This window comes from Rhodoplanes sp. SY1 (assembly GCF_046000175.1).
Taxonomy (GTDB): Bacteria; Pseudomonadota; Alphaproteobacteria; order Rhizobiales; family Xanthobacteraceae; genus Rhodoplanes.
In genome coordinates this window covers 46,389-58,840 of record NZ_JBEOMB010000033.1, presented here as the reverse complement: position 1 = coordinate 58,840, position 12,452 = coordinate 46,389, and the positions used below count along the sequence as shown (strand labels likewise).

Sequence of the window (12,452 nt, the reverse complement as noted above, 5' to 3'; positions counted from 1 at the left end):
CCGACGCGCGCCGCCGCGCCCCTCGTCGCGCCGGAGCCGCCGGCCGTGGTCGCCGTCCTGCCCGACGCGACCGGCCCGTCCGACAAGCCCGCGCCGGCGGCCCGCACGACCGTCGACCCGATCGTCGCCGCGCCGGCCGAGGCCACGCCCGAATCATCCGCGCCGATTCCGACCGCGACGGCCCCCGCGCCGGCCGCACCCGCCGCGATCGTCGGTGCCGAGACGGTGCTGGGCCCCGAGGCGTTCAGCGCCTCCTCGATGGCCTGGCTCGGCGGCACGCCGGAGCCTTCGACCCGCACCGCGCGGGCACGCCGCACCCCGAAGGTCGAGGTCGCCGTCGCCGCGCCGGCCGCCGCGACGACCGTGACGGTCGCTGCGGTCGCCCCCGTCGCCGCGCCTCCGGTGTCGCCGGCGGTCCGACCCGACGCCCCGCAGCCGGCACCCGAGGCGGTCGCGGAGCCGGCGGCCGAGCCCGCCCCACAGCAGAGCTTCATGCTGGCGAGCGCCGGCAGCGAGATCGTGGTGCCGCGCAGCGTCACGCCCAAGGCCGAGCTGGCCGGTCCGCCCGCCCCGGCCGCCGTCGCGCCCGCCCCGGCGGCCGCGCAGGCCGCGCTGACGAGCCCGCCGATCACGCCCGCCCTGCCTGCCGCGCCGGCCGACGACGAGCCCTCGCATCCCGACACCGCGGTGCCGACCTTGGGCGAGGCGCTGTCACCGACCACCATGGCGGCGACCGTCTATTTCGGCGCGACGCCGCTCGCCGACACGACCGGCGCGCTGCAGCCGTGGTCGCCCGACCGCGTGTCGCTCGCCCCGAGCCCGGACGCCGAGCTCGCCGCCCTCGACGAGATCACGCCGAGCCCCGAAACGCTGAGCGCCGCCATCGACCCGGACGGCGGCGAGACGATCGTCCGCAAGGGCGAGGTGGTGATCGGCGGCGGCCATGCGCTGCGCAGCCCGGCCGAACGCCTCGGCCTCTACGGCAGCGAGCGCGCCAAGGCCGAGCGGTGCCTCGCCGACGCCGTCTACTTCGAATCGCGCGGCGAGCCGCTGCGCGGCCAGATCGCGGTCGCCCAGGTGGTGATGAACCGCGTCTTCTCCGGCTATTATCCGGCCGACGTCTGCGGCGTCGTCTACCAGAACGCCCACCGCCATCTGTCGTGCCAGTTCACCTTCGCGTGCGACGGCATCAAGGACAAGATCACCGAGCCGGACGCCTGGGAGCGGGCCGAGCGCGTCGCCGCCGAGACGCTCGACGGCAAGCATTGGCTGCCCGACGTCGGCAAGGCGACCCACTATCACGCCTACTGGGTGCGTCCGTGGTGGGTGCGCACCATGCACAAGCTCGACAAGATCGGCGTTCACACCTTCTATCGCCCGCGCAAGTGGGGCGACGGCGCCGACCGCCCGGCCTGGGGCGACGCCTCGCTGCCGCCGCCGGCCGAGAAGATCTCCGACCGGCTCTGACGCGGAAACCCCCGACCGCGCATCGGCGACCCCTGCGCCTGCCCCTCCTCCGTCGTTCCGCGCCTGACGTCGCGCGCCGCCCGGCGGCAGTGCTCCGTGCGACCTGCCGGCGCGGCCATATCCTCGCATTTTGGTAAGGAAGCATTACTCCCAGTTGCGCCTTGCGCTCTCCTCCCGGAACCGGCTTAAGTAGCTCCGCGGATGCACGATCGCTCCTGGAGAGGGGACAGCCATGGCTGCGAGCGTCGCGACACGCCGATTCCAGCTCGTGCTGATCAAGCCGTCGCATTACGACGACGACGGCTACGTCATCCAGTGGCTGCGCTCGTCGATTCCGGCGAACTCGCTCGCCTGCGTCCACGCGCTGGCCGCCGACGCCGCCGACCGGCAGGTGCTCGGGCCGGACGTCGCCTTCGACATCACGGCGATCGACGAGACCAACTCCCGCATCAAGGTCGACGCGATCGTCGCGCGGATGGGGCGGCACGGCGGCTTCGGCCTGGTCGGGCTGGTCGGCGTGCAGTCGAACCAGTTCCCACGCGCCATGGACATCGCACGGCCGCTGCGCGCGGCCGGCGTGAACGTGATGATCGGCGGCTTCCACGTCTCCGGGCAGATCGCGATGCTGCCCGAGCGGCCGCCCGACCTGCAGGAGGCGCTCGACCTCGGCATCAGCCTGTTCGCCGGCGAGGCCGAGGGCCGCATGGACCGGGTGCTCGCCGACGCCGCCGCCGACCGGCTGGAACCGATCTACGACTACATGCACGACCTGCCGGGCCTCGAGAATGCGCCGGTCCCCTTCCTGCCGCGCGAGACCGTCGGGCGCGTGTTCGACCATCATGCGAGCTTCGACGCCGGGCGCGGCTGCCCGTTCCAGTGCTCGTTCTGCACCATCATCAACGTGCAGGGCCGGAAATCGCGCCGCCGCACGCCGGACGACGTCGAGGCGCTGATCCGCCGCCACTGGGCGCACGGCATCAAGCGCTTCTTCATCACCGACGACAACTTCGCCCGCAACAAGGACTGGGAAGCAATCTTCGACCGGATCATCAAGATCCGGGAGGAGGAGCGGATCGACATCCGCCTGATCATCCAGGTCGACACGCTCTGTCACCGCATCCCGAGCTTCGTCGAGAAGGCGCGCCGCGCCGGCGTGACGCGGGTGTTCATCGGGCTCGAGAACATCAACCCGGCGAACCTGATGGCCGCCAACAAGCGGCAGAACAAGATCACCGAGTACCGCACCATGCTGCTCGCCTGGAAGACGGCCGGCGTGCTGACCTATGCGGGCTACATTCTCGGCTTCCCGGGCGACACGCCGGAATCGATCCGGGCCGACATCGAGATCATCAAGCGCGAGCTGCCGCTCGACATCCTGGAGTTCTTCTTCCTCACCCCGCTGCCCGGCTCGGAGGACCACAGGGCGCTGTGGCTGAAGGGGGTCGCCATGGACCCCGACATGAACAAGTACGACCTCGAGCACGCCGTGACGGCGCATCCGAGGATGAGCAAGGCCGAATGGGAGGCGATCTATCGCGAGGCCTGGGAGACCTACTATACGCCGGCGCACGCGCTGACGATTTTCCGCCGCGCCGCCGCGACCGGCATGGGCCTGTCGCGGTTGCTCGCCGTCATGTTCGTGTTCTCGGCGGCGCTTCGGATCGAGAAGGTGCATCCGCTCCAGGTCGGCGGCTTCCGCCTGAAGCACCGCCGCGACCGCCGCCCCGGCCTGCCGATCGAGCCGGTGTGGTCGTTCTGGCCCAAGTATCTGTTCGAGATCGTCGCCAAGCACGTGCTGATGGCGAAGCACTGGATCACCCTCGATCTCCTGCGCCGCAAGGCGCGACGCGAGCAGGCGCGGCACCCCTACACGGACCTCGCGCTCACCCCGGTCACCGACGAGGAGACCGAGACGCTCGACATGTTCACGCACAGCGAGGACGCGCGCCGCTCGGTCGCCCATGTGCGCAAGGTCGACGCGCTGACACATCCGACGGCGCAGCCGCAGCAGCACATCGTCGCGGCGGAGTGAGACGCGCGGAGTGAAACGCGGCGCACGCGCTTTCGCCGCCGTGCCCCGGACAAGGCGCATCGGGCCGCGGGCCCGATGCGCCGCAGAGCCGGGGTCCAGGGCCGCACGGCAAGAGCAACCTGACAATCTCATATGTCGCCCCTGGGTCCCGGTTCGCGGCGCGTCGCGCCGCGCCCGGGACACGAGGCTGCGGCTCCCCTACCCCAGCGACCGCACGATATGCTCCTTCAGCCGCTGCGCCGGCAACGACAGGCGCTCGCGCTGGAGAAGCGCGATCTCGGTGTCCTTCAGGTTGGGCAGCGGACCGCCGTCGATCACGTGCAGATCGTGCGGCACCATGTCCTTGGGCAGCACCGTGACGCCGAGGCCGGCCCGTACGGCGGCGAGCGAGCCGGCGAGCGAGCCGCACGTGTAGGCGACGCGCCACGGTCGGCGCGCCTTGTCGAGCGCCTCGGTGGCGCGCTTGCGGTAGACGCAGGGACTCGGCGAGACCACGAGCGGCAGGGGCGCGTCGCGCTCCTGCGGCGCCGGCTCGCCCGCGACCCACACCAAGGGCTCGCGCCAGACCCGGATGCCGGCGGCCTCGCCGACCCGCTCCCGCTTGATCAGCGCGAGATCGAAGCCGCCGCGCCGGAACCGATCGATCAGATGCAGCGTGAGATCGCAGGTCACCTCCAGGGCCACGGCCGGATAGGCGCGGGCGAAGCGCGACAGCACCTCGGGCAGATGGCGGGAGGCGAAGTCCTCCGGCGTGCCGAGCCGCACGACCCCGTGCAGGGCCGGCTCGGTGACGCGCGCGACCAGCTCGTCGTTGACGTCGAGCAGGCGGCGCGCATGCACGAGAAACACCTCGCCGTCCGGCGTGAGCCGCACGCTGCGCGGATTGCGCTCCAGCAGCCGGCGGCCGATCGCGTCCTCGAGCCGCTGGAGCTGCAGCGACACGGTCGACTGCTGCCGCCGCAGGCTCTCGGCGGCGCGGGTGAAATTGCCGAGCGACGCGATGGCGACGAAGGTGCGAACCAGGTCGAGATCGAGATTGAGCAGCGAGCGGGGCACGGCGACACCATCAATTTCTGCAATGATAGAACTTTCTATAATCAATTTCTGCCATGCTGCAACCGCGTCTAGGGTCGCGCCCCGCTCGCCTGCCGCATCACGCCGCGGGCCATTTTCAGGACCGACCGACCATGCTCGAGCTGGCGCTGCAGAACCTTCTCTCGCCCATGGTGCTGTTCTTCGTGCTCGGCCTCGCGGCGGCGCTGGCGCGTTCAGACCTCTCGGTGCCCGATCAGGTGGCGAAGCTGCTCGCCCTCTATCTCCTGATGTCGATCGGCTTTCGCGGCGGCGTCGAGGTGGCGCATCAGGGCATCGACGCGACCATGCTGGCGACCATCGCGGCCGGGATCGCGCTCTCCTTCGCGACACCGTTCCTAGCCTATCTGATCCTGCGCGTCGCCTCGCGGCTCGACCCGGTGAACGCGGCTTCCGTGGCCGCCCATTACGGCTCGATCTCGGCCGTCACCTTCGTCGCCGTCACCGGCATGCTGGGCCAGCTCGGCATCGCCTGGGACGGCTGGATGGTCGCGGTCGCGGCCGCCATGGAGACGCCGGCGATCGTCGCGGCGCTGCTGATCGTCCGCGGCCGGACCAAGGACACCGACGGGACTGCCGGCGAGAGCCGCGCGGCGCTGCTGCGCGAGGTGGCGTTCAACGGCTCCATCGTCATCCTGATCGGCGCCTTCGCGATCGGCGCGGCGACGGGCGAGCGCGGGGCCACGCTCCTCAAGCCGTTCCTGGTCGACGCCTTCCCGGGCGCGCTGTGCCTGTTCCTGCTCGACATGGGGCTGGTCGCCGGGCGCGGCCTCGCGCAAGGGCGGCGGCACCTTTCGCTCCCGGTCGGCGCCTTCGCCATCGTCATGCCGCTGATCGGCGGCACGGTCGCCGGCGCGCTCGCCTATGCGATCGGCCTGTCGCTCGGCAGCACCGCGGTGCTGATCACGCTCGCGGCCTCGGCCTCCTACATCGCCGTGCCGGCGGCGATGCGGCTCGCCCTGCCGCAGGCCAATCCGGCCGTGGCGCTGACGCTCTCGCTCGGCATCACGTTCCCGTTCAACCTGCTCGTGGGCATCCCGCTCTACATCGCGCTCGCCGGCCGCATCGCGGCGTGACGGCACCAACCCGCCCCGGAGGCCTCGCCATGCAGACCTTTCCGAAGAAGCGCATCGAGATCGTCGTCGAGGCGCCGCTGCTGCGGCGGATCATGACACGGCTGGAGGAGACCGGCGTCGGCGGCTGGTCGGTGGTGCCGGTTCTGTCCGGGCACGGCGGCCACGGCGACTGGACGGCCGAGGGCCAGGTCGGCTCGGCGACCCAGATGGTGATGCTGATCACGATCGTCGACGAGAGCCGGCTCGACGCGGTGCTGTCCGGCGTCTTCGCCCTGGTGTCGCACCAGATCGGCTTCGTCGCCGTGTCCGACGTCGCCGTGGTGCGGCCCGAGCGGTTCTGAGCCGCCCTCAGAACCCGTCATCCCGGGGCGCGAACCGCAGGTTCGCGAGCCCGGGATCTATACGCCCGGTGCAGGTGGCTCACGACAGACAGGGGTTATGGGTCCCGGGCTCGGCGCTCACGCGCCGCCCCGGGACGACGGAGCAATCATCGCCGTCACGTCCGCGGCTGCGCCTCCAGCGTCTCGAAGGCCTCGACCCACATGGCGCAGAGGCCGGAGCGGACGATGTCCTCGCGGCGGAACTCGATCACCGGCACGGGCAGGTCGCGCGTCCTGATCAGATCGATCGCCGTCCCGAGGCCGGATTCGGCCGGCAGGTCGCACTGGCTGACGTCGCCGTCGACCACGGTGAGGCAGTTCTCGCCGACCCGCGTGAGGAACGTCTTCATCTCGGCCGGCGTGGTGTTCTGCGCCTCGTCGAGCAGCACGAAGGCGTCCTTCCAGGAGCGACCCCGCATCACCTCGAACGGCACCATCTCGATGTCGCCGTTCTTGAGCGCGATGTCGAACGCCGCTTTGCCGATGCGCTCCTTGATGGCCTCGATCACGGGCGCGGCCCAGGGCGCGAACTTCTCGTTGAGCGAGCCGGGGAAGAAGCCGAGCGAACGGCCGCACGGCACGTTCGGCCGCGACAGCACGATGCGCGCGATTTTCCGCGTGCGGTACAGATCCGCCGCATAAGTCGCGGCGATCCAGGTCTTGCCGGTACCGGCGGGGCCGACGACGATCACCTGCGGGCTCGACCGCAGCGCCGCCAGATACGCAGCCTGCGCCGCCGTGAGCGGCTCGATCGGCGGGAGCGCCCGGGCGGCCGAGAACTTGTCGGCGGAGAACTTGTCCCCGGCGAATTTGGCGCCCGAGAAGGCGATGATCTCGGCCGTGTCGACCGACCGCTCGCCGCGACGCTTCTTCTTGCTGGACTGCTTGCCCAAGGACTGACTCCTTTCGCCGAATCGACGGGACGACGCCGGCGCCTTCGCGCCGCGTCTCGCGACAGGTTCTGGTGAGGACGGGAGGTCGAAGAAAAAAGAGTCGAAGGCGTGCGGGTCGCCGCCCGGAGCGGCGACGGCCGAGAGGGGCCGCGTGCCGGCAATGTCGGCAGACGCGGATTCGGGGGAGAGGGGATCGGCAGCGGCGATGTCGACGGAGGCGGCGCGACGACGATCCGGGCGTGTCGGCGTCGTCCTCTTGCTCATCGATCGAACCATCCACGAGCTGCCATGCGATCAAAGCTACGTGATTCGTATGACGGTTTCACGGAGCAAAATGCGGCAGGTCGTGATCACGACGCAGGCAGACGCGAGCCGCAGGCTCAGGTCCGCCACAATGCTTACGGAAGTCTGAATGCACCCAGCCGTCGTCGCCCGGCCCGCACCTTCTGACGCCAAGTCGAGCGTGGGCTTACAGCCTCTCGACCGTCGTCCTTCGCGCAGGCGGAGGACCCAGTATCCGCTGACTCGACTTCGTTCGGTCGAATGGCCGCGGCGCACTGGGTGCTCCGTCTCCGCGGAGCACGGCGAAGGAGACGCTTCGGTGCTTCGTCAGCACTCGGATCGGCGCGCATGACGATCGCGCGGCAGGACGAGCCTCAGTACACCGCCGGCACGAAGCGCTGGCTCGACTTCTTCGGTCGCTTGTAGCCGTCGTCGGCCTGGCGCGGCGGCAGCTCGACCACGGCCGGCTGCACGTGGCCGTAGGGGATCTGCTTCAGGAAATGGGCGATGCAGTTGAGCCGCGCCTGCTTCTTGTTGTCGGCGTCGACCACGTTCCACGGGCTCTTCTTGGTGTCGGTGTGGGCGAACATCTCGTCCTTGGCCTTCGAGTAGTCGACCCAGCGGGCGCGCGACTCGAGATCCATGGGCGACAGCTTCCAGCGCTTGAACGGGTTGCGGGCGCGCTCGACGAAGCGCTTCTCCTGCTCCTCGTCGCTGACCGAGAACCAGTACTTGATCAGGATCAGGCCGGAGCGGATCAGCATGTCCTCGAACGCCGGGCAGGCGTGAAGGAACTCGCGATACTCGCGCTCGCTGCAGAAGCCCATCACCCGCTCGACCCCGGCGCGGTTGTACCAGGAGCGATCGAACAGCACGATCTCGCCGGCGGCCGGCAGCTCGGCCACGTAACGCTGGAAGTACCACTGGCCGCGCTCGCGCTCGGTCGGCGTGCCGAGCGCGACGACCCGGCAGATGCGCGGGTTGAGCGGCTCCATGATGCGCTTGATCACGCCGCCCTTGCCGGCGGCGTCGCGGCCCTCGAACAGCACGGCGACGCGCAGGCCGCGGGTGCGCACCCACTCCTGCAGCTTGATCAGCTCGTACTGGAGGCGCGCCAGCTCCTCGACGTACTTGTAGTTCCTCGGCGGCTTGCGGGCGCCGTTGCGCGCCACCTTCGGCCACAGCGTCTCGATCGCCGCCTTCTCCAGGGCGTTGCGCATCACCTCGCCCTGCAGCGGCGAGGCGGCGTGGCCGTTGCGCTTCGGAGCGGCCGGGGCGCCGGGCTTTCGCGATTGTTTCGTCACCGCGCGCTTGGTCGCCTCGCGCTTGGTCGCCGCAGCCCTCGCCGGGCGAGCGGGCTTCGCTGCGGGCACAGGCTTGCGTCGGGCACCCCGCTTGCTCATCGCGTCCCTCCCCGAATCCGGCGTCGTGACGCCAGCCTAGCGGAATCCTACGACGAGACGATTTCGGGATTCAATCGTGGCTCACGGGCGCCCTCGCGGTCCGGCGCGACCGCTCCGGCTCGCGCGGCTCCTCCTCCAGAAATCCCCGCACCGTGGCGGCGATCGCCTCGATGGCGGCGTCGAACGGGCCGAGCGGGCCGGCCGTCACCATCCAGGCGGTGAGCGCCGGGGCGAAGTCGTCGACCGTCACGGCCCGCACCTGTTCGCGCCAGGGCGACTCGGCGAGCAGCCGCTCCGGGATCAGGCCGATGCCGATGCCCCGCGCGATCAGGGCGAGCTGCAGGCCGGCCCCCCAGGTCTCGGCGACGACCTCGACGGGCGCGCCGCGGTCGGCGAGGGCGCGATCGAGCTGGGCCCGGAAGCCGCAGCCGTCCGGGTTGATCACCCAGTGCTGGCCGGCGAGATCGGCGACCTTCACGCGCTCCGGCAACGGGCTGCCGGCCGGCACCACCACCAGCACCCGCTCGGTGCCGAGCGGCGTCGCGTGGCCGGGATCGAGCGGCCGCTCGGGCTTCTCGGCGACGACAGCGGCGTCGAGCTGGCCGTCGGCGATCTGCCGGCGCAGCACGGAGGACCGGTCGGCGACGAGGCGCAGCGACACGCCCGGGCACAGCGCCCGCACCGCCTCGATGGCGGGCGCCAGCACGGCCTCGGAGAGCGCGAGCGTGAGCCCGACCCGCAGCGGCCCGGCCGCGATGGTCGAGCGGCTGTCGCGGGCGAGCGCCTCGGCGGCGCGCAGCACCGCGACGCAGCGCCGATAGGCCGACTCGCCGGCCCGAGTGGCGCGGGCGGGCTTGGAGTCGCGGTCGAGCAGCGTGACGCCGAGCGTCTCCTCCAGCCGCTGCACCCGCCGCGAGATCGCCGGCTGGGTGAGGTTGAGGCACAGCGCCGCCTTGCCGACCGACCCGGTGTCGACCACGGCCACGAAGGCCCGGATGTCGTCGAGGTTCATCGCGGAATGTCCGGTCGCGCCATGAACCGGAAGCGCGGCGCGCGCGGCTCACCCCCCTCCCCGCCCCTCCCCCACAAGGGGGGAGGGAGCGCTTGAGGCGATGCGCTGCCCGTTTGAGCGATCTGAATGGCTGTAGCGCCGCAGCCCGCCGAAACGCCCGCGACGGTGCCGCAGCCGGCTCCCTCCCCCCTTGTGGGGGAGGGCTGGGGAGGGGGGTAGCCCCGGGCACCGTGCGCTCGGCTCATGCCGACCAACCGGCCGCGTAGAGAACCAACCGCGACATCATTCCGATTGATCATGTTCATCATCAAGATGTTTCATTTTCATCATGATATCGGACCTGCTATGAGGGTGCAATCGCGCCGGTGGCCACAACCGGCGCGTTGTCGTCTCCGAGGAGCCCCCGATGTCCGCACCCGCCCCTGCCGTCGCTCCGGGCCGCAAGCCGGTCGGCTGGCGCACGCCGCTGATCATCGTGATCGCCGGCTGCGGTGTCGGCCTCCTCGCCTTCGGGCCGCGCTCGGCGCTCGGCTTCTTCCTCACGCCGATGTCGCAGGAGAACGGCTGGGGGCGCGACGTGTTCGGCCTGGCGCTCGCCATCCAGAACCTGCTGTGGGGCATCGGCCAGCCCTTTGCAGGCGCACTCGCCGACCGCTTCGGCACCATCCGGGTGATGGCGATCGGCGCCCTCCTCTATGCCGGCGGCCTCGCCTTGATGGCGTATTCGAGCACGCCGCTGGCGCTCGACCTGACGGCCGGCGTGATGATCGGCTTCGGGCTCGCCGGCTCGTCGTTCAACCTCGTCATCGCCGCCTTCGGCAAGCTGTTGCCGGTCGAATGGCGCTCGCTGTCGTTCGGCGCCGGCACGGCGGCCGGCTCGTTCGGCCAGTTCCTGTTCTCGCCGCTCGCCGTCGGCCTGAACCAGGCGGTCGGCTGGCAGACGACGCTGATCATCTTCGGCGCCGCCATGCTGATGATCCTGCCGCTGTCGCTCGCGCTGGCGACGCCGCCGGCCGCGACGCAGCCCGCGGCCGCCGGCGCGGCGGAGCCGCAATCGCTGCGCCAGGCGCTCGTCGAGGCGCTCGGCCACCGCTCCTACGTGCTCCTGGTGCTCGGTTTCTTCACCTGCGGGTTCCAGCTCGCCTTCATCACCGTGCACATGCCGGCCTATCTGGTCGACCGCGGCCTGTCGGCGGCGGTCGGCGGCTGGACGCTCGCCATCATCGGCCTGTTCAACATCGTCGGCTCGCTCGCCTCGGGCTGGCTCGGCAACCGCTGGCCGAAGCGCTACCTGCTCGCGGCCAACTATTTCAGCCGGGCCGTGGCGATCGCGATCTTCATCTCGCTTCCCGCGAGCCCGGCGGCGACGCTCGTGTTCGGCGCCGTGATGGGCCTCCTGTGGCTCTCCACCGTGCCGCCGACCTCGGGGCTGGTTCTCCTGATGTTCGGCACCCGCTGGTTCGCGATGCTGTCCGGCTTCGTGTTCTTCAGCCACCAGGTCGGCGGCTTCCTCGGCGTCCTGATCGGCGGCATCGCGTTCGAGCGCACCGGCTCCTACGACCTCGTGTGGTGGCTGGCGATCCTGTTCGGCGTGCTCTCCGCGGTCATCAACCTGCCGATCGTCGAGAAGCCGGTCGCCCGCCTCGCCGCCGCGCGGGCATGACCGGATCGCCCGGCCGGCCCTTGTCCGGCCCGGTGTCGCCCGCTTACTGTCCCCGAGCCGCGGCCGCCGGCCGGCCGCGCTGAAAAACCGGGGGCGTCAGGTGTCGAGCTTCAAGGCGATCGTCATCCGCAAGGGCGAGGCGGGGCAGACCGTCGGCCTGTCCGATTTCGACGACAGCGAGCTGATGGAGGGCGACGTCACCCTCCGGGTCGAGTGGTCGACCGTCAACTACAAGGACGGGCTGGCCGTCACCGGCAAGGCGCCGGTGGTGCGGCGCTTCCCGATGATCGCCGGCATCGACGCGGTCGGCACGGTGGAGACCTCCGAGCACCCCGACTGGACGCCGGGCGACCGCGTGGTCGTGAACGGCTGGGGCTGCGGCGAGACGCATCTCGGCTTCTATGGCGAGAAGGCGCGCGTGAAGGGCGACTGGCTGGTGCCGCTGCCGGCCGGCATCGAACCGCGCGACGCCATGGCGATCGGCACGGCCGGCTACACGGCGATGCTCGCCGTGCTGGCACTGGAGCGCCACGGCCTGACCCCGGACCGCGGTCCCGTGGTCGTCACCGGCGCGGCCGGCGGCGTCGGCTCTGTCGCGGTGGCGATCCTGGCGAAGCTCGGCTGGCAGGTGATCGCCTCCACGGGCCGGCCCGAGGAGGCCGACTACCTGAAGGAGCTCGGCGCCGCCGAGATCGTCGCCCGCCAGGACCTCTCCGGGCCGGCGAAGCCGCTCGCCAAGGAGCGCTGGGCCGCGGGCGTCGATTCGGTCGGCTCGACCACGCTCGCCAACGTGCTGTCGATGACCCGTTACCATGGTGCCGTCGCGGCATGCGGACTGGCCGGCGGCATGGACCTGCCGACCAGCGTCGCCCCGTTCATCCTGCGCGGGGTGTCGCTCCTGGGGGTCGATTCTGTGATGTGTCCGCAACACCTGCGGCGAGAAGCGTGGCGGCGCCTGGACACCGATCTCGATCGGCGCAAATTGGCCCAAATGACCGAAGAAATCGGTCTGGAGGGCGTTCTCGACGCCGGCCGGCGCATCGTCGAAGGTCGGGTGCGGGGCCGAATCGTGGTCAAGATCGGGTAAACGCGTTCAGACTTTATCGACGAACTGGCGCCATCATCGCGACCGGGCATTAACCCTAAGCCCGC

Annotated in this window: 10 protein-coding genes; 6 read left to right on the top strand and 4 right to left on the bottom strand. The window is 70.9% G+C overall.

Going from position 1 to position 12,452, the window contains the following annotated elements; translation table 11 throughout:
- On the top strand, window positions 1–1,467 hold a 1,467-nt coding region (locus ABTU92_RS10170), incomplete at its 5' end, for a cell wall hydrolase (RefSeq protein WP_408090182.1).
- A 232-nt stretch (window positions 1,468–1,699) separates the two neighbouring features.
- On the top strand, window positions 1,700–3,499 hold the full coding sequence (locus tag ABTU92_RS10165; protein ID WP_408090180.1) for a B12-binding domain-containing radical SAM protein: 1,800 nt from the start codon (window positions 1,700–1,702) through the stop codon (window positions 3,497–3,499).
- A 198-nt stretch (window positions 3,500–3,697) separates the two neighbouring features.
- Here ABTU92_RS10165 and ABTU92_RS10160 read toward each other — a convergent pair whose 3' ends face one another.
- A complete protein-coding gene (locus ABTU92_RS10160) occupies window positions 3,698–4,555 on the bottom strand; it encodes a LysR substrate-binding domain-containing protein (RefSeq protein WP_408090178.1) in 858 nt (285 codons plus the stop codon).
- A gap of 131 nt (window positions 4,556–4,686) precedes the next feature.
- On the opposite strand from ABTU92_RS10160, the gene ABTU92_RS10155 reads away from it, so the two are divergent.
- Together ABTU92_RS10155 and ABTU92_RS10150 are read left to right on the top strand one after the other, a co-directional pair.
- The gene (locus ABTU92_RS10155) at window positions 4,687–5,667 is read left to right on the top strand and encodes a sodium-dependent bicarbonate transport family permease (RefSeq protein ID WP_408090176.1); all 981 of its coding nucleotides are present in this window, start codon (window positions 4,687–4,689) and stop codon (window positions 5,665–5,667) included.
- 29 nt (window positions 5,668–5,696) lie between these two features.
- Entirely contained in the window at window positions 5,697–6,008 is a 312-nt protein-coding gene (locus ABTU92_RS10150; RefSeq protein WP_408090174.1) for a DUF190 domain-containing protein, read from the top strand.
- A gap of 155 nt (window positions 6,009–6,163) precedes the next feature.
- Here the strand turns inward: ABTU92_RS10150 and ABTU92_RS10145 are convergent, their stop codons facing one another.
- The 3 genes from ABTU92_RS10145 to ABTU92_RS10135 form a co-directional block, all read right to left on the bottom strand.
- On the bottom strand, window positions 6,164–6,880 hold the full coding sequence (locus ABTU92_RS10145; RefSeq protein WP_408090193.1) for a PhoH family protein: 717 nt from the start codon (window positions 6,878–6,880) through the stop codon (window positions 6,164–6,166).
- 716 nt (window positions 6,881–7,596) lie between these two features.
- Window positions 7,597–8,442, bottom strand: coding sequence for a polyphosphate kinase 2 (ppk2, locus tag ABTU92_RS10140; protein ID WP_408090191.1), 846 nt, complete (start codon window positions 8,440–8,442; stop codon window positions 7,597–7,599).
- Between the two features lie 253 nt (window positions 8,443–8,695).
- Window positions 8,696–9,637, bottom strand: a complete 942-nt coding sequence (locus ABTU92_RS10135) for a LysR family transcriptional regulator (protein ID WP_408090172.1) — start codon at window positions 9,635–9,637, stop codon at window positions 8,696–8,698.
- Window positions 9,638–10,043: 406 nt separating this feature from the next.
- On the opposite strand from ABTU92_RS10135, the gene ABTU92_RS10130 reads away from it, so the two are divergent.
- Together ABTU92_RS10130 and ABTU92_RS10125 are read left to right on the top strand one after the other, a co-directional pair.
- Entirely contained in the window at window positions 10,044–11,300 is a 1,257-nt protein-coding gene (locus ABTU92_RS10130; protein ID WP_408090170.1) for an MFS transporter, read from the top strand.
- Between the two features lie 100 nt (window positions 11,301–11,400).
- Window positions 11,401–12,387, top strand: a complete 987-nt coding sequence (locus ABTU92_RS10125) for an MDR family oxidoreductase (protein WP_408090168.1) — start codon at window positions 11,401–11,403, stop codon at window positions 12,385–12,387.
- Window positions 12,388–12,452 lie beyond the last annotated feature (65 nt).